The following is a 22,458-nucleotide window of genomic DNA, read 5'->3' on the forward strand; positions in this document are numbered from 1 at the left end:
TGAGCCTGCATTATCAAGGAAAGTCTTATGCCAGTTACAGCTGTCAGCGGTTCCGCTTCCGGGATCGGCGCCGCCGTGTGTGCGCAATTGCGGGCTGCGGGGCACCGCATCATCGGAATTGACCGGGCCAATGCCGAGGTGGTCGCCGACCTGTCCACCCGTGACGGGCGCCGGGCGGCAGTGGCCCAGGTGCTTGAACAGTCTGGCGGTGTGCTTGACGGGCTGGTGTGCTGTGCCGGACTGGGCGTTACCGCGTCTTCCAGCAGCCTGGTGCTGGCGGTGAACTATTTTGGTGTCAGTGAATTGCTTGACGGCCTGGCCGATGCGTTGGCCAAGGGCGAGAACCCGGCGGCGCTGGTGATAGGTTCAGTGGCGGCCACCCAGCCCGGTGCCGATCAGCAGCCAATGGTTGCAGCGCTGCTCGCCGCTGACGAAGCGCAGGCCCTGCAACTGGCCGATGCCCTCGGCCAGCCGCATGTGGCCTATGCCAGCTCCAAGTACGCGGTGACCTGTGAGGCCCGGCGCAAATCGGTGCAATGGGCCAGGCAGGGAATCCGTTTGAATGTGGTTGCCCCTGGAGCCGTCGAGACTCCGCTGCATCAGGCAGCCAAGGATGACCCGCGGTTTGGCAAGGCGGTGAGTGATTTTGTTGCGCCATTGGGGCGCGCCGGTCATCCCGAGGAAATCGCCCGGGTGGTGGCGTTTTTGCAGTCGCAGCAGGCCAGCTTTGTCACCGGCAGCGTGATCTTTGTCGATGGTGGTATGGACGCGATGGTGCGTGCGCAACGCTTCTGATTTTTGAGGAACCCCTATGAACAAAGTGGCATTTATTACCGGCGCCAGCCGTGGCATCGGGCGTGAAACAGCTCTGGCATTCGCCCGTGCAGGTTTTGATCTGGCCATTAGCGCGCGCAGTCTGGATGAAGGTGAAAGTCATGTGCACGGCTTGCGCAACCCGGACGGCACGGCACTGCCCGGCAGTCTGAACGGCACCGCGGCAGAGATTCGCGAACTGGGGTGCAAGGTTCTGGTGGTGCCCATGGATCTGCTCGACAGTGACTCGGTACTGGCCGCCAGTGAGGCGGTGTTTGCCGAATATGGCCGGGTGGATGTGCTGGTCAATAATGCGATTTACCAGGGTCGCGACCTCAACTCGCCCTTTATGGAGTTGCAGCCCGAGACCTTGCAGCGGGTGTTTCAGGGCTATGTGCTGACCCCGTTTTTGCTGACCCGGGCGGTGGTCGGGAAAATGCTGGAGCAGGGTGGCGGGGTGGTGATCAACGTCACTTCCGGGGCCGGTGAAACTGACCCTCCAGTGGCTGCCGGCAAGGGTGGCTGGGGCTATGCCTATGGTGCAGGCAAGGCTGCGGTGTCGAGGTTGTCGGGTATTTTGTCGGTGGAGCTGGGTGAGCAGGGGATACGGGCTTATACCCTCAACCCCGGGGTTGTGACCACTGAGGCGCTGCGCGCAACCATTGGCGATAAAGGCGTGATTGCCCTGCGCGCCGGCTCTGCGCCGCCAGAGGTTCCGGCGGCGGTGATGCTGTGGTTGGCGACTGACGAAGCCGCGCGCGATTACCAGCGTCAAACCATTCACTGCCAGCCGTTTGCCCGTGAGCACGGGATAGTTGCCGACTGGCGCTGACACGCCGGGCTCCTGCAGGGGTTATGCATTTTCATGGCTGCACTCTGCAGGAGCGGGCTTGCCCCGCCACAGGATCGGCGGGCTGTCTGTGCCTTGGCCGGTTGCCTGCATCGCCGGCAAGCCTGGCTCCCAGAGGATTTGTGCAAGTCCTGTCTCTAGTCCATCTGAACGATGAGCCCGCCTCCCGCCTCGGTGAAGATCAATCAGGCACGCGTCCTGGTCCCTAACCTGAGGAATAATAAAAATGACTAAACTCGCTGAAATCCACGTCGAGAATGCGTTAGCTCCGCGCTTTGGCCGGGGATGGCATTGCCTGGGCGAGGCGGATGAATACCGTGATGGAAAATTACATACCCTGAACATCTTCGGCTCCCGCCTGCTGGCCTACGCCACCTCCAAGGGCGAGATCAGTGTGCTCGACGCCCATTGCCCGCACATGGGTGCCGACCTGTCCCAGGGCACTATCGAGAACGACCGTGTGGTCTGTCCTTTTCACCATTGGCAGTACGAAGCCAGCGGGAAATGTGTCGAGATCCCGTATTGCAAGCGTATCCCGCCCAAGGCCAAAACCCGCGCCTGGCTGACCTGTGAAGTGAACAAGCTGCTGTTTGTCTGGAACAACCCGGAAGGCAAGCCGCCCGCTGAAGATGTGGTGATTCCGCACCTGCCGGAAATGGACAGCGATGAGTGGCTGCACAGCTGGCATCTGGACAAGATGATCATCGACACCAATCCTCGCGAGTTGGTCGACAACCTGGTGGATGCCCAGCATTTCGGCCCGGTGCACGGCACGCCGACCAAGTATTTCCACAACGTTTTCCAGGGGCATATTGCCGAGCAGATTTTCCATGGCGACTCCGAGCGCCTGGGCGGGGATCTGGTGGCGGAGTCGGCCTATTACGGCCCGGCCACTCACCTGACCCGCATGCGCGCCATGTTCGACGGTCAGGAAATCAAGTCCATTCTGCTCAACTGCCACGTGCCGATCGGCCCCAACAGTTTTGAACTGCGTTTTGGCTGCATGGTGAAAAAAGTCCCGGGCTGGAGCGATGCTCAAAACGAAGCGCTGGCGCTGGATTATGTGCAGCGTAACCGCGATTCGTTCTATCAGGACGTTGATATCTGGACCCACAAAGTCCGGGTCAATAATCCGGTTCTGGCCGAGGGCGACGGCCCTGTGTATCAGCTGCGCGAGTGGTATCAGCAGTTCTTCACCGATGAGGCCGGCGTGCCGGCGAGCATGGCCGAACGCCGTGAAATCACGACCGTTGATCAACGCTGATTGATCAGCTCAGGGAAGGGCACTGCCAATGATGTTGAATCAACGCAAAACGCTGGTGTTTATGCTGGCCGCGAGTCTGGCATCGACCATTGGCGGTTTGCCTTTCAATACGCTGCCTATTTTGCTGGGTTCACTGGCGGATAGTTTTGGCTTTGCAGCGAGCCAGATCGGCTTGCTGGGGTCTGTGTGCTTTACCGGTTATCTGCTGGGTACCCTGGTGGCCGTGGGCTTTATTGACCGTTGCAACTGGCGCGCACTGACCTTCGGGTGTGCGCTGGGCTCGGCGCTGGCGTTGCTCGCCTCCTCGCAGTTACCTGCAGCTGCGCAGTTGCCCTTGTGGGCCCTGATCGGTTTTTTCGCAGCGCTCATGACCTGTCTCGGGTTGCGCATCATGGCCGAAATGCCTGACAAGGAGCGGGCCTTGGGGATGCGCCAGGGCATTGAACTCGGTCTGGTGGCACTGGTGCTGTTTGTCCTGCCCTCGCTGGTGATTGCCCATTTTCACTACGCAGGGGCTGCGCTGGTGTTGGCGGCAATGATTCTGTTACTGAGCCTGAGCGCATTTGCATTGCCCGGGCGCAGTGATTTCGCGGTTGATCAAGCGAAAGACAGTTCCCTTCAAGGCCGTTTTCGCTTCCCGGTGCCGGCATATTGGGCCCTGGGCTTTTTCTTCGTGTTTGGCGCCGGTCAGATTGGCCTGTGGGCGTTTCTTGAACGCCTGGGGCATGGGCTGGATGTGGCACCGGCGCAGATGGGGGTGGTGTTTGCGGTGCTCAAGTTGCTGGGCGGCGCGGCTGCCCTGGCGCTGGCCCTGATCGGCGACCGCCTGGGGTCGCGCTGGCCGCATTTGCTGGTGTTGGCCGTGATTGGTGTCGGCTTGCTGTTGTTGGCCTATGCCCAGGGCTTTGTGATGTACGCCCTGGGGGCCTGGATCTGGGAAGTGGGTTTTTGCTGGGGCTGTATTTACCAGAGCGCCGCTGTCGCCAGGCTGGATCCGAGCGGGCGCGCGATCATGTTGGTACCGGCAGCGTTCGCCCTGAGCTCGATGGTCGGACCGGCCCTTGCCGGGCAATTGGTCGCCGGCGGGTTTGACGGGTTGTTGTGGCTGGCACTGGGCACGGCCGTGGTGCCAGTGCTGGCCTTTGCCGGATTACTGGCCAGTCGCCTGACGCTGCGGCCGTTGGCGCTACCCGCACAAGGCTAAGGTACTACTGGCTTTTTGATCCGTGCTGCTTAAGATGTCTGACATCTGAAGGTCACCGGGCTTGGATCAGGGCCAATGCTGAACAAAGACACCATCTCTATTCATCTGGTGCGTGAGGCGCTGCTGCAGAGCTGCGCGCCGGGCAAGGCCATGGACGAAGTGCTACATAAGGTCGGGATCGACCCGCAGTTGCTCGGTCAGCCGCAGGCCCGGGTGCCTGCGGTTGTTTATGCGCGCCTGTGGCGACTGCTGGCGCGACGCCTGGATGATGAGTTCTTTGGCATGGACCCGCGCAAGCTCAGGCATGGCAGCCTGGCGTTCATGTCGCGCGCGGCCATGGTCCAGCCCACCCTGGCCCAGGGGCTGGAGCTGGTACTGGGGTTTCTGTCGTTGATGCTCGAACGCATGCCTGCGCGTCTGGTACGCCAGCAGAGCCTGGCGGAAATTGTCTTGCATGAATCTGACGCCGGGTCGGGCCGCGCTTTTACCTACTTCACCTACTGGATGATCGTGCATGGCGTTGCCTGCTGGCTGGCGGGCCGACGGATTCCGATCATGGCCATCGAGCTGCGCTGCGCGGCGCCTGATTACTGCGAAGATTATGAAGTGATGTTCTCCGCCAACCTGCGTTTTGACCGCCCGCGTACGCGGATGATCTTTGCCGCTGATTGTCTGGCAGCCCCGATCAAGCGCAGCCCCGAGGAGTTACAGAGCTTTCTGGCCCAGGCGCCGGCCAATATCCTGGTCAAGTACCGTGATCCGCAAAGTCTGGGCAGTCAGATCAAGCAGGATTTGCGGCAATTGCCTGCGCATCAGTGGCCGGAAACCGGGGGCATGGCCCAGCGGTTGTGCATGTCGGCTTCAACCTTGCGTCGGCGTCTGGCGGAGGAAGGGCAGACCTGGCAAGGAATAAAGGACAGTGTGCGCAAGGAGCTGGCTATTGGCTGGCTGGCAGAGCCGCAACTGAGCTTCGCCGATATTGCGCTGCGCCTGGGCTTTGCCGAAACCAGCTCGTTTTACAAGGCGTTCCGCAAATGGTCGGGGACCAATCCGGGGCATTATCGGAGTTTGATTTTGCAGGGGGCGGAGTCCCCGACGGCGTAGGCACGGATGGATAATCGATCGCTGTGCAATCGATCGATCGCAGCCTTGCGCAGCTCGTCAGCGACTACGCAGGTTGCGATCGGCGACGCGGTTGTCGTTAAGCCGAGCCTAGCCCTGTAGTCGTGCGTATCCTGCCTTCCAGGCGACGCTTGAGGCCCCGTGGTTCGATCATCAGTCTGGACCCCTTGGCCGCATTGGCCCGGCCCCATTCCTCAAACAGTTCCAGGCACGAGTGGTCGATATAGCTCAGGTTGTTGAGCGGTACATGCACGCTGCTACCGGCAGGAACCCGCGACAGTATCTGGGTCAAGGCCGGAACCTTGAGGAAGGTTGCCGCGCCGGTCAGGCGTAACTCCATTTCACCCGCCACGGGCAGTTCAATCAGGCTGATCTTGAGCCTCGATGCCTTCCACGCCAGTTTCGCCAGGGTCAGACCAAAGCCCACCAGTACCCCGGTCAGCAAGTCGCTGAAGATGATCGCCAGCGCTGTTGCCGCGTAGGTAAACATCGGCATCCGCCCATAGCGCCCAAGACCACGAAACGCCTTGAGATCCACCAGCTTGATCCCGGTATAGACCAGTACACCCGCCAGGCTCGCCACCGGAATGCTTTGCAGCACACTGGACAGCAGCAATACAAAAGCCAAAAGCCAGACGCCATGGAACATCGCCGAAAGCCGCGTCGTGGCACCTGCCTGTACATTGGCCGAACTGCGCACTATGACGCCGGTCATCGGCAAGGCTCCGACCAGGCCACACAGCATGTTGCCGACACCCTGCGCCGACAGTTCTTTATCGAAGTCGGAGCGCTGGCCATTGTGCATGCGGTCAACGGCTGCCGCCGAGAGCAGGGTTTCGGCGCTGGCGATAAACGCCACGGCGAACGCCGCAACCAGCAGGCTGGGGTCGGCCAGGTTGAGCAGGTCGGCAGGGCGTAGCCAGTCGATGGCGTCTGCCAGGTTTTCCGGGACTTGCACGCGCTTGACCTGCAAGGCCAACAGCAGGCTGGCACCCGTGGTCAGGCCCACGCCCAGCAAGGCGCCGGGGACAAAACGCAATTTATGCGGGCGTAATTTATCCCAGGCCCACATCACCAGCATGGTGGTCAGGCCAAGCAGGCCGGCTTGCCAGCCAAGACCGGGAATGGCCTCGGCCACGGCGGCCGGGAAGCCTGTCAGGTTGTCCAGCCCCGACGGTTGGGGGACGCCGTCGAGCATCACATGCACTTGTGACAGTACGATCAGTACCCCGATCCCGGCGAGCATGCCGTAGACCACGGCCGGGGCCGTAACGCGGAACCAGCATCCCAGGCGCAGACGCCCGGCCACCAGTTGCAGAAAGCCGGCCAGTAGCAGGATCGGCCCCAGCATGGCCATGCCGTGCTGGCGCACCAACTCGAAGACCAGGACTGCCAACCCGGCGGCCGGACCACTGACTTGCAGCGGTGAGCCGGCCAACCAGCCGACGACCAGGCCACCGATGATCCCGGTGATCAGGCCTTTGGCCGGCGGCATCCCGGAGGCGATGGCAATGCCCATGCACAAGGGCAGGGCGACCAGAAACACCACCACCGAGGCCAGCAGCTCCCGTGGCAGTACAGCTTTTAATTGTGCAGCACGCATGATGATTCTCCCTGAGGTTTATTGAGGCGCATCCAGGCTTGTCTGAACTGTGTAATGCGGTGGCAAGGAGGGGTCAGAAGCGCGCTCTGGGGGTCGCGCAAGGGATGTCTTGCAGGCTGTCCAAAGGCAGAAAACAGCCGCGCTCGGCGTCGTAGGCTTTGATCTGACTGGTTTCGATGTTGTAGACCCAGCCATGGATGAACAATTGTCCGTTGGCCATGCGCGAGGCCACGGACGGGTGAGTGCGCAGGTGCTGCAACTGGGCAATCACGTTTTCTTCGGTGAGGGCGTGCATGCCTTCGGCTTCATTGGCACAGGCACAGTTCTCCTGGACCATGGTTTTGGCAACTTCGGCATGGCGCAACCAGGCTTTGACCGTGGGCATTTTGTCCAGGCTGCGGGGGTTGAGCACAGCACGCATCGCGCCACAGTCGGAGTGCCCGCAAACGATGATGTGCTGCACGCCCAGTGCCAGGTTGGCGTATTCGATGGCCGTTGATACGCCGCCGTTCATCTCGCCGTAAGGTGGCACGACATTGCCGACGTTACGGGTCACAAACAAATCTCCGGGGGCACTCTGGGTGATTAATTCGGGGACGATGCGTGAATCTGCGCAGGCAATGAACATTGCCCTTGGTCGTTGGGCCGTGGCCAGTTTTTTGAACAGGTCTTTCTGTTGCGGAAAGACCTCCCGATGAAAATGTAAAAAACCTTCGACAATAAGGTGAAGCGCTGCGTCGGCATGTTCTGTTTCGGGAGGGGAACATGCTGCAGCCGATGACTGTGTGACTTTATTATCCATCATTCAACCTCTGTGGCAGAGCGGGTTAATAGTTAATGCGAGTCATTTGTGACTCGCCGGTCACACTAGCGCGCGAAACTTAACTAAACCTTAATGGGCCGCTCTAGAACAAGGGTTTGATGATGTTAAAAGGCAACTACAGTGGCGGTGTGAGAGGGGGGAGGGCGACCGTGGTGCCTGGGTCGCGAGCAGGCTTTTTATGACACAGAGCTCGCGAGCAAGCTCGCTCCTACAGGGTAGGGGGCAATAGCAGCCCCCGGTGCAGGGTTCAGAGCAACCACATCCCCGCCAGACCGCTGAGCACGCCCACCAGCATGGTCATCAGCGCCACGCTGATCAGGACCCGGGCGTCGAAGTCTTTGCGCAGCATCAACAATGACGGCAGGCTCACGCTCGGCAAGGTCATCAGCAGCGCTACGGCAGGGGCGGTGCCCATGCCCAGAGCCATCATGGTTTGCACAATCGGGATTTCAGCTGCCGTCGGGATCACGAACAGGGTGCCGATAATGGCCAGCGGTACCAGCCACATCAGGCTGTCGCTCATGGCACCGTCCACATGGGGGAACAGCCACACCCGCGCCGCACCCAGCAGCAGGACTGCCAGCAGGTAGACCGGGATGGTGTTCCAGAACAGTTGCCATAGCGTGCGGCCCCAGCGGCTGAAGAAATTCTGCTGATCGATCACACTGGCTTCCGATACGGCATCCAGGGCTGCTTCAGGGATGCTCTCGGGACGCGAGATGCGCTGCGCAATCAGGGACACGCCGATCACCAGTATCAGCCCTGCGACCAGACGCAGCGCGGTAAAGCCCCAGCCCAGTACAAAGCCCATGAACACCAGGGTGGCCGGGTTGAGGACCGGGTTGGCGATCCAGAATGCCAGTGCCGCACCGACCGATACTTTTTGCCGGCGCATGCCGGCGGCCACAGGTGCGGCGCAGCAGGTGCACATCATGCCAGGAAGGGCGAACAGGCCGCCGCGCAGGGTCGAACCTAGCCCGGCCTTGCCAAACAGGCGCAGTAGCCAGTCGCGGGGAATCAGGACCTGAATCAGTGAGCCGAGAATGACCGCCAGGACGGCTGCTTTCCAGATCGCCAGGAAATACACCTTGGCATAGGCCAGTGCAGCGGCAACGGGTTCGCCCTGATTGTCGTTGAGGATCGACGCACCGATGCTGTGGTTATCGGCGGCGACAAACGCCTTGAAGTAGTAGGGCGACCATTTGACGTAGTACAGACCGATCCCCGCGACCAGCAGGAACAGCAAAGGCTTCCACCAGAATGACCAGCCCCGGGCGGGTCTGGGTGAGGAGAGACTGGACATAAAGAATTACCGAACGCTGGGAAATAGCGCGGCATCATACCTGAGCGCACAGTCCGGGGGGTGGCTGCTTGCCCAGGAGCAACTTGCCAGTGACCGGGGGTCAGTCCGATTTAACGGTGGCGACGTCAGCGGCCTTGATTTTGATGTGCTTGCCGGCAATGTCGACGAATTCGTAAAAGCCATCCTTGCCGGTGGTTTTTGGCTGGTCTTTGGTCAGGTATTGCGTGCCGTTTTGCAGGGTCACGACCGTAGGTGATGCACAGCCCGCCAGGCCCAAGACAGCAGCCAGGAGTAAAGGCAAACCGATAACGTTGATCTTCATGCAAGTACCTTGGTTCGTTCGCAAATAAGCAGTTGGTCGTGCCGGGCCTGATGCAATGGCCAGCGTTGAAAGTGGTTGCCGCATGTGACCGCTTTTTACGTCGGGAGTGCGTCATGGGCAGAGATAAATTTTAAACGGCCGGTGCATCGCGACCGGGCCCGCAGCGTGGGCCGTATTAAACGCCAGCAGGCCCGGGAAAAGCCAGAAACTGTGGTACGTCACTGGTTTTACAGCGATTGCAGGGCGGCGGCGAGCATGGCCCCGGGCTCGATCAGGAGCTGACCCGTCAGGTCGGGCAACCTTTGGCGCCATTGTTCAGGCCCTGCTTGTCCACCCGGCTAAGGAGGCTGGCCTTGCCGTCTTTCCAGGTCAGGGTCAGCACATACAGGGAATCAAAGTCACCGCCGGACCAGTCGTCAGTCAGTGTGGTCTTTTTGCCCAGGGCTTTGCTGGCGACGCCGTTGATCAACTCGGGCAGATAGCCATGGGACCATGCGGTGTAGATGGTTGCATTGTGATACTTGTCGTCAGTCAACTCGTTGGCCAGGGCCCGGGTATCGTTGGCCGAGTACTCCAGGTTGATCGGCAAACCCAGTTTGATGGCGCTGGGATTGATGGTCATCAGCGGCCGGACATAACTGTAGGCGTCATCGTCGGCGCCTTCTTCAACCTGGCGCGAAGGGTCGGCGGCAAATACGTAATCGGCCTTGCCATAGCGTTGTGGCAGCAGGGTCGCCAAATCTATGGCACGGTTCAGTCCCTGGCAATTGAGTTGCCCAAGACCGTCGGCAGGTTTTTCCGCATGGCGCATGAAAACCAGTGTCTGCACACCGTCTATGGGTTGGGCAAAAACTTTATCGGCATGCACTGCCAGCGTGATCGCACCGGCGACGAGTAGCGCGGGGATGACGCCGAGCAGATAAGGCTTGAGTCGGGGGGTGTTCCAAACAGCTTTGGTCATGGGGCTCTTCTGGTTAGGTCCATTAAGGCTGACCTGCCTGGACGCGGCGAGTGGGGGTTCTCGGGCGTTGATCCCTGTCGTGTGTAAACGTCCTATGATTCTCCTCCTTGAGTCAAAGTGTCTATTAGACGCCTTTTTCGATATTGGTTCGGTTATACCTGTGCAATATGGGGATTTTCTTACAATTTAAGCCTGAGGGCCCGATCGATGCTTCCTGTGCCACTTAGAAGGTCCAGCAACCCCCTTCATCAGCGTGTGCGTGCCTTGCGCGGCCGGGTGGGGCTGGGGTTGGTCGCAAGTTTGTCGGTACTGGCGGGCATGACCGATGCCATCGGCTTTCTGGCCACCGGCGATTTCGTCTCGTTCATGAGTGGTAACACCACCCGAATGGCAGTGGCGATTGGCGAGGGTGATGGGTCCATGGCGCTACGCCTGATCTTTGCCGTGCTGGCGTTTATTACGGGCAACGCCGTGGGTGTTTTGCTGGGGCGTTTGAGCGGTCGCCGGGCGTTACCCTTGATGCTGGTGATTGCCGGTCTGTTGTGCACGGCGGCGCTGTTGCCGTTCGATACCCGGGTTCCGGCATTGCTGGCGGCAATTGTGGCCATGGGCATGCTCAATGCCGCTGTGGAGCAGGTTAACGGCCTGCCGGTGGGGCTGACGTATGTGACCGGCGCGTTGTCGCGTTTTGGCCGGGGGCTGGGGCGCTGGATGCTGGGGGAACGGCACAGCGGCTGGCGGGTGCAACTGGTGCCCTGGACCGGGATGTTGCTGGGAGCTGTACTGGGGGCATTGCTGGAGGCGCACTTCGGGCTTCGGGCCATGCTGTTCAGTGCCGGTTTTGCCACCGTACTGGGGCTGGTGTCGCTGAAGATTCCGCGGCGCTGGCAGCGAGATTACATGCCGCGCTAGGCGGCTTGTCTAACCCGAATGGTCGATACGCGGGTCAGTGCCTGCAGGATAAGCTGGGGCACCAATAGCCATCGGGGGAGAAATAATGAAGGTGCTGGCCTGTATCAAGCGAGTGGTCGATTACAACGTCAAGGTTCGCGTCAAAGCGGACAACTCCGGCGTTGACCTCGCCAACGTCAAGATGTCGATGAACCCCTTCTGCGAAATCGCTGTGGAAGAAGCCGTACGCCTGAAAGAGAAAGGCGTTGCGACTGAAATCGTCGTCGTCTCCATCGGCCCGACCACGGCTCAGGAACAGCTGCGTACCGCGCTGGCTCTGGGTGCCGATCGCGCCATCCTCGTCGAATCTGCCGAAGACCTGACCTCGCTGGCCGTGGCCAAGTTGCTCAAGGCCGTGGTCGACAAGGAACAGCCGCAACTGGTGATCCTGGGCAAACAGGCCATCGACAGCGACAACAACCAGACCGGCCAGATGCTGGCTGCGTTGACCGGCTACGGTCAGGGCACCTTCGCTTCCAAAGTTGAAGTGGCGGGCGACAAGGTTGCCGTTACCCGTGAAGTTGACGGCGGCGCGCAAACTGTTTCGCTGAGCTTGCCGGCCATCGTCACCACCGACCTGCGTTTGAACGAGCCGCGTTATGCGTCCCTGCCAAACATCATGAAGGCCAAGAAGAAGCCGCTTGAAGTGCTGACGCCAGAGGCGTTGGGCGTTTCGACCGCTTCGACCAACAAGACCCTGAAAGTTGAAGCGCCGGCGGCACGCAGCGCCGGCATCAAAGGTCAAGTCGGTGGCTGAACTGGTCGAGAAACTGAAAAACGAAGCGAAGGTAATCTAAAGATGACTATCCTGGTAATCGCCGACTTTTTAGAAGGAAAGGATGGCAAGGCGCTGGCTCCGGCCACGCTGAACACCGTGGCCGCTGCCGCAAAAATCGGTGGCGAGATCAACGTTCTGGTTGCAGGCCAGGGCATTGGTGCTGTGGCTGAAGCTGCTGCGCAAATTGCCGGTGCGGCTAAAGTGCTGGTGGCTGACAACGCGGCTTACGCCCATCAGTTGCCGGAAAACCTTGCTCCGCTGGTGGCCGCTCTTGTACAAGGAGCGGGGGCTGCGGGCTACAGTCACGTCCTGGCTGGCGCTACTTCCAACGGTAAAAACATCCTGCCGCGGGTTGCTGCGCAGCTGGACGTTGACCAGATCTCCGAGATCATCTCGGTTGTAAGCGCTGACACCTTCACCCGTCCGATCTATGCCGGTAACGCCATTGCCACCGTGCAGTCCACTGCGCCAGTCAAGGTGATCACCGTGCGTGCCACCGGTTTCGATCCGGTTGCTGCCCAGGGTGGTTCGGCAGCCATTGAAGCGGTTGCAGCAGTGCACGATGCAGGCATTTCCTCGTTCGTTGGTGAAGAGCTTGCCAAGTCGGATCGTCCAGAGCTGACAGCTGCCAAAATCGTCGTTTCCGGCGGTCGCGGCATGCAGAACGGCGATAACTTCAAATACCTGTATGCACTGGCCGACAAGCTGGGTGCAGGTGTCGGCGCCTCCCGTGCGGCGGTTGATGCCGGTTTTGTAGCGAACGACATGCAGGTCGGCCAGACCGGCAAAATCGTTGCGCCACAGCTGTACATCGCAGTTGGTATCTCCGGCGCGATCCAGCATCTGGCCGGTATGAAAGACTCCAAAGTGATCGTTGCGATCAACAAGGACGAAGAAGCGCCGATCTTCCAGGTGGCCGATTACGGCCTGGTTGCGGACCTGTTCGAAGCCGTTCCCGAGCTGGAATCTGCGGTCTGAACTACCCCATGTAAAAGGCCCTCCTGATCAGGAGGGCCGAAAGGGCTAAAGCGCGATGCTGCGGGGGTGTTGCGCAACTCAGGCGGTTGTTTGAGTCAGCAGGTCACCGAGGAAGGCATAGGCAAATCCGAAGTAAATGAATACACCCACCAGGTCCATCACTGAGGTGATCAGCGGTGAACTCAGGGTGGCCGGGTCGGTACCGATCCGGCGGGCCAGGAAGGGCAGCAGTGCACCGATTATTCCGCCCAGTGTGGTGCACACCAGCATGCTCAGACCCACCACCATGAGGATGTCGAAACCTACACCCTTGCTGAAGTGCGCCAGAACGATTTCCAGAACCGCGATGGCAATACCCAGTGCAGCCGCCACTGGCAGTTCGCGCTTGAGAATGAACCACACGTCACGCCAGCGCAGTTTCAGTTCACCCAGCGCCATGGAGCGGATCACCAGGGTCGCAGACTGGCTTCCGGTATTGCCGCCCATGTCGACAATGGGGGCGATAAAGGCGGCCAGGATGATTGCCTGGGACAGGATTTCCTCTTGGGCTGCCACGAAGTTGCTGGTGATGATGCCGAAGAAGGTCAAGATCGCCAGCCAGAAGACCCGCACGCCGAACATTTTCTTGAAAGGCGAGTTGCGCACATCCAGATCAGGCCCGCCCAGTGAAGCTGTACCCCCGAACCGCGCCAGCTGGGTAGCATCCTGCTCTTTTTCGATATCCATGGCGTCGTCGACGGTGACTATGCCGATCATGCGTTTGTCTGCATTGATCACCGGCAGTGCCAGCAGGTCATAGCGGCGAATGAGTTCGACAGCGGCTTCCAGCGGCTGCTGGGCCTGGGCAAGTACCGGTTCGTGCTTCATCAAATCACTGATCCGGGTGGCCGGGGTGGCCAGTACCAGATCGCGCAGGGCAACTGTACCCAGTAGACGCCGCTCAGTGTCGAGCACGAAAAGCACATCAAGGGTCTCTTTGTCCGGAGCCATCGCGCGCAGGGATGCGATGGCTTGTTCGACGTTCATTTCAACAGCCAGTGCGGCGTAGTCGGAGGACATGGCGGAGCCAACGGTGCCCTCCGGATAGGCTGCCAGCTTAAGGATGTCATCACGTTCGCTCTTGGTCAGTTCCGGCAGCAGTTTCTGCCGGGCATCTTTGCTCAAGCGGTTGAATATGTCGGCCCGGTCATCCGAAGGGAGCTGCTCGAACAGAGCAACCACTTCATCTGCCGGCATTGCTTGCAGGAGCAAGTCCTGGCGGGCCGCCGGGAAGTAAGCAAAAAGCGTTGCGCGTTGTTCGGCGCTCAAAAGCAGGAGCAAGCTGGCGGTCTGGACCGTATCGCAATGATCCAGTGCATCGATCACGTCGATGGCAGGGGTGGTGCTGACGATCTGGGCAAATACCTTGGCATCAAGTGAGCGAGCGAGGGTGCGGACAGCAAACAGCAGATCTTCGCGGTTCATTATTTTTCTCCCGCGGTGTGGGACTGGACGGTGTGACGTGCATGGGAGCGGATCAGTGGGCGTGCTGAACGCTGCAAATTACTCAGGCAGGCAGAGGAAAAGCTCAAAGGCATGACTTTCTCCTGGCTGGCTGCCCATGCAGAGGGGCCCGGGTGAAATCAAGGCGCGCCTCTGGCATGGAGCCAGACAATTGGACTGGAAATAAAAAGGACTATGGGTGGCGTTGATCTATCGGGGTCGGGGTCCATGAGACACCTCCATGGTTCACTGATGCGCTGAACGTACTAAGCACTGGTCAGTGGGGGACAAGCAGGGGCGAACACGCCGCAGGCTGACCCTGAGTCGATGAAAAAGGCCTTGCTGGTACTGTCGGCCAATAACCTGTGCGGCAGGGATCGGCATGACCTGGGCGCTGAAAATTGCGCGCAGTATCCGCGGCATTGCAACCCGGTCGGAGTTGTAATACCGGAAACAGTTGGAGTTGGCTAAAAGTGCGTAGTCTGGTTGCCCAGCGCTATAAGAAGCCGTATCTCGATCTTGGCGAGAAACGGCAGAAGAAAGGCTGCGCGTTATCTCGCTGAGATTTTACCGATTGTTTTAACTGGTCGGTCACTGTCGCTCGAACAAGTACCCACAAAGGTCTCCGCTATTAATAAGGCGCCGAGATAATAAACAGGAAAAGATAAAACTGTAAATTGGAAAGTTGTTGGCGGCAGAGTGTGTATTTGCCGATTCCCCCCGTCGCTCATGGCTGCAGGGCACGGGTTATAGGCGTGTGCTGGAGATGGGCGGGTATGGGGTAAAATGTAAGTGTATTTTTCTGATGATAACTGTCTTATCTAGACAGCATATAGACAGTATTCGAATGGCAAGCTGCCGGTTATTAATGGTTGAGAGAAAGTTGGAGCCGAGTTGCGGGTTTAACTATCAAGTAGGCGGCACTGGAGTGATATGACTTCAGGTCTTTGTAGAGCAGGCAGTATGAGGGGGGTTGATAGTTTGTTGCTGGTTTCGAGTCGTACATCTATTTGTCATAGTTGCGTGGTAGTGCATCGCCGGCTTGTGCAGATGTTTTGAAACAAGAAGGGCTGAGTTCCGTACGGAACTCAGCCCTTGGGCCCGGGTGTAAAACTGTTCCACCCGGGTTTTGCATTACCGAAGGTTATCAGCTGTAGCTGTTAACTTTGACCAGTACCGGCTCGGTTTGAGCCTTTTCCCAGGTCAGGGTCAGGGTTTGCAGTACGCGCGCCATGTAGTCGGTATCGGCAGCGGCCTTCTTGCCCACGTAGCCCTGGCCACGGCGGTACATCTTGAGATGGGCGCGCATTTGTGGGCGGTCCTTCTCGAATGCGGTTTCTTCCTTGCAGGCAGCGACCGGGTCGATGCGAACATCACCAGCTTCGCTGATCCACAGGATGTGGTCGTTCAACGTGTCTTTCTGGGCGGCGAAGAGTCGAGCCAGCTCATTAACAGTCGGTTGATTATTCAGGTTCATAGCTAACTCCTTGACCACTCGTTGATCTGTCTAATTGATTCGCGCAACTGCACCTGCAGCGCTACGTAGTGTCTATCTAAAGCAGATCCGGCCTTGAGTCAGTCCTGTGTAGTGGATATCTCAAGCACTACACAAACAGCGTACAGCGAGGGAGAGCAGCGTGAACCAGGATGCAAGGGTGACATGACACATCAGCCACAAGCGTCTTGAGGACGTTTCGCTAGCAACTCACGCCCTGAACGTGGACGATCAAGCCAGGTCAGCTTCATCAATTCTGCCTTGTGGGCAGTACCTATCCCGGAACAGCTCGACAGCTCGTCGAACATGCTTACAACAACCCTTTCCAGCGCTTCCGGTGGGGAAGACGTCTGCATAATGCTGGGGGAAAAGTGAGTCGTCAATACATATGTAGTGATTATTTTAAGGCACTACATATGTGACTCGGCAGTCTGTTTTCTGCATGCCGGTCATCGTCCGGGGCAAGGCGAATTGCCCGGGAGCGGGCCTGTCTGGCGATGATTGCACCCTGTGCTGCCTGATATAGCGGCTCCTGCCTGTACCCGCTCTGCTAGTATCTGGCGCTTTGACAACGACTAGAGGTACCCATGAGCGAGCCGATTCGCCTGACCCAGTACAGCCACGGTGCGGGCTGTGGCTGCAAGATTTCGCCTCAGGTACTGGAAGTGATCCTTGCCGGCAGCGGGGCGCAGAACCTCGACCCCAAACTCTGGGTAGGCAATGCGTCCCGCGACGATGCAGCTGTTTATGCCCTGGATGAGGAGCGCGGTGTGGTTTCAACCACCGATTTCTTCATGCCAATTGTTGATGATCCCTATGATTTCGGGCGGATTGCGGCCACCAATGCCATCAGTGACATCTACGCGATGGGCGGTGATCCGTTGATGGCGATTGCGATTTTGGGCTGGCCGGTACATTTGTTGCCCCCGGAAGTGGCCCGTGAAGTGATTCGCGGCGGCCGTGCGGTCTGTGACGAAGCGGGCATTCCTCTGGCGGGCGGCCACTCGATTGACACCCCGGAGCCAATTTTCGGTCTGGCGGTGACCGGTGTGGTCAACAAGCGCCATATGAAACGCAACGACACAGCCACCGCAGGTTGCCATTTGTACCTGACCAAACCCTTGGGCATCGGCATCCTTACCACTGCCGAGAAAAAGGGCAAATTGCGCACTGAAGACGTCGGCGTGGCACGGGACTGGATGTGCAGCCTGAACAAAATCGGCAGCCAGTTCGCCAGGCTCGAAGGGGTCACGGCAATGACCGATGTCACCGGTTTTGGCCTGCTCGGGCATTTGGTGGAAATGGCCGACGGCAGTCATCTGACTGCACAGATCAAATACGCCAAAGTGCCGAAACTGGCCTCGGTCGAGTACTACCTTGAACAGGGTTGCGTGCCCGGCGGCACCTTGCGCAATTTTGACAGTTACGCGAGCAAGCTTGCGCCGTTGCAAGAGCTGCACAAGCTGGTGCTCTGTGATCCGCAAACCAGTGGCGGACTGTTGGTGGCCGTCACTGCGCAGGGTAATCAGGCGTTCATTGAGATGGCTCGCGAGCACGGGCTGGAACTGGAATCGATCGGCCAGTTGGTAGAGCGACAGACGTACGCGGTTGAGGTGTCATGATGGCTCATGACGTAACCGACTTCCGCGAGCTGTTCCTTAATGACCGGCCGATGATGGACACCCGGGCGCCGATCGAATTCAACAAGGGCGCCTTCCCCGGCGTGGTCAACCTGCCGCTGATGACCGACCACGAGCGGGAGCGTGTCGGCACCTGCTACAAGCAACAGGGCCAGCAGGCCGCCGTGGTGCTCGGGCACCAGTTGGTGTCGGGCCAGACCAGGGCCGAGCGTCTTGAGGCCTGGGCCGACTTTGCCCGCGCCAACCCGGATGGCTGCCTGTATTGCTTTCGGGGCGGCATGCGTTCGCAAATCGTCCAGCAATGGCTCAAGCAGGACGCCGGGATCGACTACCCGCGGGTTACCGGCGGCTATAAGGCATTGCGTACCTTCTTGATCCAGACCGTCGACGACGCTGTGCAACAGTGTGACCTCACCGTACTTGGCGGCATGACCGGCACCGGTAAAACCGACGTGCTGGTGCAGCTCGACAATGCGCTGGACCTCGAAGGGCACGCCAATCACCGGGGTTCAAGCTTCGGCAAACGCGCTACCGGACAGCCTTCGAACATCGACTTTGAAAACCGTCTGGCCATTGATGTGCTGAAAAAGCGCGCCCGGGGCCACGAACGTTTGGTGCTGGAAGATGAAAGCCGCACGGTCGGTAGCTGTGCCTTGCCGTTAGCCCTTTATCAGCGCATGCAAGACGCGCCGATGGTCTGGCTCGAAGACAGTCTGGACAGCCGCGTCGAGCGCATTTTGCGTGACTACGTGGTGCAGCTGTGTGCCGAATTCACCGCCAAAAACGGTGAGCACGGCTTCACCCTGTTTTCACAACGCTTGCTGGAAAGCCTGTCCAATATTCAGCGACGTCTGGGCGGCGAACGTCATCAGCGTTTGCAGGCGGTGATGCAAGCGGCGCTCAAAGAACAGGCGAGTTGCGGGGCGGTTGATCTGCACCGGGTCTGGATCGAGGCTTTGCTGCGCGAATATTACGACCCGATGTATAGCTTTCAGCGGGAGAAAAAAGGTTCGCGCATTGTCTTTGCCGGCGATCAGGCGGCCGTGCTGGAGTACCTGCGAAGCTAGTTGCGCATTGGCCAAACCAGTCACTCAGCTTGAGCGGTTTGACTATTGTTGCAGAGCCCTCCCGAGGCGATCATCAGCAGGATTTTTCACGGTTCCCATCCTAAAAATAAAGACCGAGGGATTCTGCTGATGCGCGACTATCTGACCACGATGGCTGACTTTGATTACCAGCGAACGGTGACTGGAGCACTGGACGGTCATCTGGCAGCACTCAATGCCTGCGTCGAATGCTGCGACCGCCACGCCCTGCCGGGCCGTATTGCGTTGTTCTGGGAAGGGCGCGATGCCACCAGCGCGACCTACACCTTCAGCCGGTTACAGGAACAGGCAGCACGCTTTGCCAATTTCCTGCTGGCTCAAGGGGTCCGGCGCGGCGACAAAGTGGCAGGCTTGCTGCCACGCAATGTCGAGCTGCTGGTGGTGGCCTTCGCCGCCTGGCGTATCGGCGCCATCTACCAGCCCCTGTTTACCGCGTTCGGTCCCAAGGCTATCGAGCACCGTATCAACAGTTCGGGGGCGGCGCTGGTGGTCACCGATGCGGCTAACCGTTACAAACTCGATGAGGTCAATGCTTGCCCGCCGATTGTCACTGTGGCCGGTGCCAAGGGGCAGGGCCTGGTTCGCGGTGATTTCAGTTTCTGGGCCGAGCTGGACAACTACCCGCCGGTCTGTGAACCGGTGATGCTGACCGGCGAAGATCCGTTTTTGCTGATGTTCACCTCGGGCACTACCGGGCCGGCCAAGCCGCTTCTGGTTCCGCTCAAGGCAATTGTCGCGTTCCAGAGCTATACCCGCGATGCGGTGGATTTGCGCCCCGAGGATTCATTCTGGAACCTGGCCGATCCGGGCTGGGCCTACGGCATTTATTTCGGAATTGCCGGGCCGCTGTCGATGGGCCATCCCATCACCTTCTACGATGGTCCGTTCACGGTTGAAAGCACCTGTCGGGTGATCACCAAGTACGGCATCACCAACCTCACCGGTTCGCCCACGGCTTACCGCATGCTGATTGCCGCCGGAAGTGCGTTCTCAAGCAAGGTCAAAGGCCAGTTGCGTGCCGTGAGCAGCGCCGGTGAACCGCTGAACCCGGAAGTCATTCGCTGGTTCGCCGATGAGCTCAACGTCACCATTCACGATCACTACGGCCAGACCGAACTCGGCATGGTGCTGTGTAATCACCACGGCCTGGATCATCCCGTGCATCTGGGTGCCGCCGGCTTCGCCTCGCCGGGCCACCGGATTGTGGTGCTCGATGACAATCATCAGGAGCTGCCGGTGGGCCAGCCGGGGATTCTGGCCGTGGACCGCAGCCAGTCGCCGATGTGCTGGTTCGCCGGCTATCAGGGCTTCAACACCAAGGCATTTGTCGGCAATTACTACTTGAGCGGCGACACCGTGGAGTTGAATCCGGACGGCAGCATCAGCTTTGTCGGACGCAGCGATGATGTGATCACCACTTCCGGTTATCGGGTCGGACCTTTCGATGTTGAAAGTGCCCTGATCGAGCATCCCGCAGTGATCGAAGCCGCCGTGGTGGGCAAGCCGGACCCCGAGCGTACCGAGCTGGTCAAAGCCTTTGTCGTACTCGGCCCGCAGTACCTGGGCGATGCGCAACTGGCTGAAGCCCTGCGTTTGCATGTGCGTCAGCGTCTGTCGGCCCATGCCTATCCCCGCGAAATCGAGTTCGTCAGCGAATTACCCAAAACCCCGAGCGGCAAATTGCAGCGCTTTATTTTGCGCAATCAGGAAATCGCCAAGGCCGAACTGGCCGCAAGCGCCAAAGTCACGGCTTGACCGTCAGGCAAAATTTCAGGACATATCATGCAAATCGAGAACAAGGTTTTTATCGTCACCGGCGGTGCCTCGGGACTGGGGGCTGCAACGGCCGAGATGCTGGTCCAGGCCGGCGCCAGGGTCATGCTGGTGGACATGAACGCCGACGCCGTGGCCGCACAAGCCACCAGGCTTGGCAGCCAGGCCCGCAGCGCGGTAGCGGATATCAGCCAGGAAGGCGCGGCGCAGGCGGCCGTTGAGGCCACGCTAGCGGCCTTCGGCGCCGTCAACGGGCTGGTCAATTGCGCGGGGATCGTGCGCGGCGAAAAAATCCTCGGCAAAAATGGTCCCCATGCCCTTGAAAGCTTCAGCCAGGTGATCAACGTCAACTTGATCGGCAGCTTCAACATGCTGCGCCTGGCCGCCGAGGCGATTGCGCAAGCCACTGCCGATGCAGAGGGTGAGCGCGGGGTGATCATCAATACTGCCTCGGCTGCCGCCTTTGACGGTCAGATCGGCCAGGCGGCCTATGCCGCTTCCAAAGGTGCAATCGCCAGTCTGACCCTGCCTGCGGCGCGTGAATTGGCGCGTTTCGGGATTCGGGTGATGACCATCGCCCCGGGCATTTTTGAAACGCCGATGATGGCCGGCATGACCCCGCAGGTGCGTGAATCGCTGGCCGCCGGCGTGCCGTTCCCTGCGCGCCTGGGCAAACCTGCCGAGTACGCTGCGCTGGTGCGGCACATCATTGAAAACAGCATGCTCAATGGCGAGGTGATCCGTCTCGACGGTGCCTTGCGCATGGCCGCCAAATAAGAGGTATGAAATGACAATTGCCAATGATCCGGTAGTGATTGTGAGTGTGGCGCGTACGCCCATGGGTGGTTTTCAGGGCGACTTCAAAGGCCTGACTGCACCGCAACTGGGTGCCGCTGCCATACGTGCCGCGGTCGAGCGCGCCGGCGTAGCACCCGATGGCGTGGAAGAAGTGCTGTTCGGTTGCGTACTGTCTGCCGGTCTCGGTCAGGCCCCTGCCCGACAAGCCGCCCTGGGGGCAGGGCTGGACAAGGGGACGCGCTGCACCACCCTCAACAAGATGTGCGGCTCGGGTATGGAGGCCGCCATTTTGGCCCACGACCGGCTGCTGGCCGGCAGTGTCGATGTGGTGGTGGCCGGGGGCATGGAAAGCATGTCCAACGCCCCCTATTTGCTCGACCGTGCCCGCAGCGGTTACCGCATGGGGCATGGCCGGGTACTGGACCACATGTTCCTCGACGGCCTGGAAGACGCTTACGAGCGAGGACGTCTGATGGGCACTTTTGCCGAAGATTGTGCCCAGGCCCACGGCTTCACCCGTGAAGCCCAGGACGCCTTTGCCGTGGCTTCGCTGACCCGTGCCCAGCAAGCGATCAAGGACGGCAGCTTCAGCGCCGAGATCGTGCCGGTGCAGGTGACTGTCGGCAAAGAGCAGCACCTGATCAGTGATGACGAGCAGCCGCCCAAAGCCAATCTGGCAAAAATCCCGAGCCTCAAACCGGCTTTTCGCGAAGGCGGAACGGTGACGGCAGCCAACTCCAGTTCGATTTCCGACGGCGCGGCGGCCCTGGTGTTGATGCGCAGCTCGCAAGCGCAAAAACGCGGCCTCAAACCATTGGCGGTCATCCACGGCCATGCGGCCTTTGCCGATGAGCCCGGGCTATTTCCGACGGCGCCTGTGGGGGCGATCAAGCGGCTGATGAGCAATACCGGCTGGACCCTGGATACAGTCGATCTGTTCGAAATCAACGAAGCCTTTGCGGTGGTCAGTCTGGTCACCATGGACGAGCTGGCTATCCCCCACAGCAAGGTCAATGTCTACGGTGGCGCCTGTGCCCTGGGCCATCCGATTGGCGCCTCGGGCGCGCGGATTCTGGTGACTCTGATTTCGGCCTTGCGCCAGCACAAGCTCAAGCGCGGCGTAGCAGCGATCTGCATCGGCGGCGGTGAAGCCACGGCAATTGCCGTGGAATGTCTGGATTAAGGAACTCGT

19 protein-coding genes and 1 pseudogene are annotated in these 22,458 nt (G+C 59.7%); 13 read left to right on the top strand and 7 right to left on the bottom strand.

Annotated features, from left to right (window positions below):
* The first annotated feature begins 27 nt into the window (after positions 1 to 27).
* The 5 genes from B195_RS09705 to B195_RS09725 all read left to right on the top strand — a co-directional run bounded on the left by B195_RS09705 (position 28) and on the right by B195_RS09725 (position 5,235).
* Complete coding sequence (locus tag B195_RS09705; RefSeq protein WP_003446472.1) at positions 28 to 795, top strand: SDR family oxidoreductase; 768 nt, start codon at positions 28 to 30, stop codon at positions 793 to 795.
* Positions 796 to 811: 16 nt separating this feature from the next.
* Positions 812 to 1,645, top strand: coding sequence for an SDR family NAD(P)-dependent oxidoreductase (locus tag B195_RS09710; RefSeq protein WP_003446474.1), 834 nt, complete (start codon positions 812 to 814; stop codon positions 1,643 to 1,645).
* A gap of 244 nt (positions 1,646 to 1,889) precedes the next feature.
* Positions 1,890 to 2,927, top strand: coding sequence for a Rieske 2Fe-2S domain-containing protein (locus tag B195_RS09715; protein WP_003446476.1), 1,038 nt, complete (start codon positions 1,890 to 1,892; stop codon positions 2,925 to 2,927).
* Between the two features lie 28 nt (positions 2,928 to 2,955).
* A complete protein-coding gene (locus B195_RS09720) occupies positions 2,956 to 4,131 on the top strand; it encodes an MFS transporter (RefSeq protein ID WP_003446478.1) in 1,176 nt (391 codons plus the stop codon).
* A gap of 75 nt (positions 4,132 to 4,206) precedes the next feature.
* Positions 4,207 to 5,235, top strand: coding sequence for an AraC family transcriptional regulator (locus tag B195_RS09725; RefSeq protein ID WP_003446479.1), 1,029 nt, complete (start codon positions 4,207 to 4,209; stop codon positions 5,233 to 5,235).
* Between the two features lie 97 nt (positions 5,236 to 5,332).
* Here B195_RS09725 and B195_RS09730 read toward each other — a convergent pair whose 3' ends face one another.
* The 5 genes from B195_RS09730 to B195_RS09750 all read right to left on the bottom strand — a co-directional run bounded on the left by B195_RS09730 (position 5,333) and on the right by B195_RS09750 (position 10,265).
* On the bottom strand, positions 5,333 to 6,856 hold the full coding sequence (locus B195_RS09730; protein ID WP_003446481.1) for a SulP family inorganic anion transporter: 1,524 nt from the start codon (positions 6,854 to 6,856) through the stop codon (positions 5,333 to 5,335).
* Between the two features lie 73 nt (positions 6,857 to 6,929).
* Entirely contained in the window at positions 6,930 to 7,658 is a 729-nt protein-coding gene (locus B195_RS09735) for a carbonic anhydrase (protein ID WP_003446483.1), read from the bottom strand.
* Positions 7,659 to 7,926: 268 nt separating this feature from the next.
* Positions 7,927 to 8,982 carry a permease gene (locus tag B195_RS09740; protein ID WP_051060451.1) on the bottom strand — a complete coding sequence of 352 codons (1,056 nt, stop codon included), beginning with the start codon at positions 8,980 to 8,982 and terminating at the stop codon, positions 7,927 to 7,929.
* 100 nt (positions 8,983 to 9,082) lie between these two features.
* Positions 9,083 to 9,304: a YgdI/YgdR family lipoprotein gene (locus B195_RS09745; RefSeq protein WP_003446487.1), complete on the bottom strand. Its 222-nt coding sequence runs from the start codon at positions 9,302 to 9,304 to the stop codon at positions 9,083 to 9,085.
* Between the two features lie 286 nt (positions 9,305 to 9,590).
* A complete protein-coding gene (locus B195_RS09750; RefSeq protein WP_003446489.1) occupies positions 9,591 to 10,265 on the bottom strand; it encodes a histidine phosphatase family protein in 675 nt (224 codons plus the stop codon).
* A 207-nt stretch (positions 10,266 to 10,472) separates the two neighbouring features.
* On the opposite strand from B195_RS09750, the gene B195_RS09755 reads away from it, so the two are divergent.
* The 3 genes and pseudogenes from B195_RS09755 to B195_RS09765 all read left to right on the top strand — a co-directional run bounded on the left by B195_RS09755 (position 10,473) and on the right by B195_RS09765 (position 12,972).
* Positions 10,473 to 11,177 (top strand): YoaK family protein, encoded by a 705-nt coding sequence (locus B195_RS09755; protein WP_029612987.1) that lies wholly within the window; start codon positions 10,473 to 10,475, stop codon positions 11,175 to 11,177.
* Between the two features lie 85 nt (positions 11,178 to 11,262).
* A pseudogene (locus tag B195_RS09760) lies at positions 11,263 to 12,013 on the top strand (electron transfer flavoprotein subunit beta/FixA family protein).
* A gap of 2 nt (positions 12,014 to 12,015) precedes the next feature.
* On the top strand, positions 12,016 to 12,972 hold the full coding sequence (locus tag B195_RS09765) for an electron transfer flavoprotein subunit alpha/FixB family protein (protein ID WP_003445058.1): 957 nt from the start codon (positions 12,016 to 12,018) through the stop codon (positions 12,970 to 12,972).
* A 78-nt stretch (positions 12,973 to 13,050) separates the two neighbouring features.
* Here B195_RS09765 and mgtE read toward each other — a convergent pair whose 3' ends face one another.
* The gene (mgtE, locus tag B195_RS09770; RefSeq protein WP_003445057.1) at positions 13,051 to 14,436 is read right to left on the bottom strand and encodes a magnesium transporter; all 1,386 of its coding nucleotides are present in this window, start codon (positions 14,434 to 14,436) and stop codon (positions 13,051 to 13,053) included.
* 1,165 nt (positions 14,437 to 15,601) lie between these two features.
* Complete coding sequence (locus tag B195_RS09775; RefSeq protein ID WP_003445056.1) at positions 15,602 to 15,931, bottom strand: hypothetical protein; 330 nt, start codon at positions 15,929 to 15,931, stop codon at positions 15,602 to 15,604.
* Between the two features lie 605 nt (positions 15,932 to 16,536).
* On the opposite strand from B195_RS09775, the gene selD reads away from it, so the two are divergent.
* The 5 genes from selD (at position 16,537) to B195_RS09800 (ending at position 22,449) form a co-directional block, all read left to right on the top strand.
* A complete protein-coding gene (gene selD, locus B195_RS09780) occupies positions 16,537 to 17,571 on the top strand; it encodes a selenide, water dikinase SelD (RefSeq protein WP_003445053.1) in 1,035 nt (344 codons plus the stop codon).
* On the top strand, positions 17,571 to 18,656 hold the full coding sequence (gene mnmH / locus B195_RS09785) for a tRNA 2-selenouridine(34) synthase MnmH (protein ID WP_003445051.1): 1,086 nt from the start codon (positions 17,571 to 17,573) through the stop codon (positions 18,654 to 18,656). Before selD ends, mnmH begins: the two co-directional genes overlap by 1 nt.
* Before the next feature lie 129 nt (positions 18,657 to 18,785).
* Positions 18,786 to 20,450 (top strand): AMP-binding protein, encoded by a 1,665-nt coding sequence (locus tag B195_RS09790; protein ID WP_003445050.1) that lies wholly within the window; start codon positions 18,786 to 18,788, stop codon positions 20,448 to 20,450.
* 27 nt (positions 20,451 to 20,477) lie between these two features.
* Positions 20,478 to 21,245, top strand: coding sequence for an SDR family NAD(P)-dependent oxidoreductase (locus B195_RS09795; protein WP_003445049.1), 768 nt, complete (start codon positions 20,478 to 20,480; stop codon positions 21,243 to 21,245).
* Positions 21,246 to 21,255: 10 nt separating this feature from the next.
* A complete protein-coding gene (locus tag B195_RS09800; RefSeq protein ID WP_003445048.1) occupies positions 21,256 to 22,449 on the top strand; it encodes an acetyl-CoA C-acyltransferase in 1,194 nt (397 codons plus the stop codon).
* The last annotated feature ends 9 nt before the right edge of the window (positions 22,450 to 22,458 follow it).

Source organism: Pseudomonas sp. Lz4W (assembly GCF_000346225.2).
Lineage (GTDB): Bacteria > Pseudomonadota > Gammaproteobacteria > Pseudomonadales > Pseudomonadaceae > Aquipseudomonas > Aquipseudomonas paraversuta.

Coding starts and splice junctions, on each gene's coding strand:
- B195_RS09705 (WP_003446472.1), top strand. CDS start 28: ATGCCAGTTACAGCTGTCAGCGGTTCCGCTTCCGGGATCGGCGCCGCC.
- B195_RS09710 (WP_003446474.1), top strand. CDS start 812: ATGAACAAAGTGGCATTTATTACCGGCGCCAGCCGTGGCATCGGGCGT.
- B195_RS09715 (WP_003446476.1), top strand. CDS start 1,890: ATGACTAAACTCGCTGAAATCCACGTCGAGAATGCGTTAGCTCCGCGC.
- B195_RS09720 (WP_003446478.1), top strand. CDS start 2,956: ATGATGTTGAATCAACGCAAAACGCTGGTGTTTATGCTGGCCGCGAGT.
- B195_RS09725 (WP_003446479.1), top strand. CDS start 4,207: ATGCTGAACAAAGACACCATCTCTATTCATCTGGTGCGTGAGGCGCTG.
- B195_RS09730 (WP_003446481.1), bottom strand. CDS start 6,856: ATGCGTGCTGCACAATTAAAAGCTGTACTGCCACGGGAGCTGCTGGCC.
- B195_RS09735 (WP_003446483.1), bottom strand. CDS start 7,658: ATGGATAATAAAGTCACACAGTCATCGGCTGCAGCATGTTCCCCTCCC.
- B195_RS09740 (WP_051060451.1), bottom strand. CDS start 8,982: ATGTCCAGTCTCTCCTCACCCAGACCCGCCCGGGGCTGGTCATTCTGG.
- B195_RS09745 (WP_003446487.1), bottom strand. CDS start 9,304: ATGAAGATCAACGTTATCGGTTTGCCTTTACTCCTGGCTGCTGTCTTG.
- B195_RS09750 (WP_003446489.1), bottom strand. CDS start 10,265: ATGACCAAAGCTGTTTGGAACACCCCCCGACTCAAGCCTTATCTGCTC.
- B195_RS09755 (WP_029612987.1), top strand. CDS start 10,473: ATGCTTCCTGTGCCACTTAGAAGGTCCAGCAACCCCCTTCATCAGCGT.
- B195_RS09765 (WP_003445058.1), top strand. CDS start 12,016: ATGACTATCCTGGTAATCGCCGACTTTTTAGAAGGAAAGGATGGCAAG.
- mgtE (WP_003445057.1), bottom strand. CDS start 14,436: ATGAACCGCGAAGATCTGCTGTTTGCTGTCCGCACCCTCGCTCGCTCA.
- B195_RS09775 (WP_003445056.1), bottom strand. CDS start 15,931: ATGAACCTGAATAATCAACCGACTGTTAATGAGCTGGCTCGACTCTTC.
- selD (WP_003445053.1), top strand. CDS start 16,537: ATGAGCGAGCCGATTCGCCTGACCCAGTACAGCCACGGTGCGGGCTGT.
- mnmH (WP_003445051.1), top strand. CDS start 17,571: ATGGCTCATGACGTAACCGACTTCCGCGAGCTGTTCCTTAATGACCGG.
- B195_RS09790 (WP_003445050.1), top strand. CDS start 18,786: ATGCGCGACTATCTGACCACGATGGCTGACTTTGATTACCAGCGAACG.
- B195_RS09795 (WP_003445049.1), top strand. CDS start 20,478: ATGCAAATCGAGAACAAGGTTTTTATCGTCACCGGCGGTGCCTCGGGA.
- B195_RS09800 (WP_003445048.1), top strand. CDS start 21,256: ATGACAATTGCCAATGATCCGGTAGTGATTGTGAGTGTGGCGCGTACG.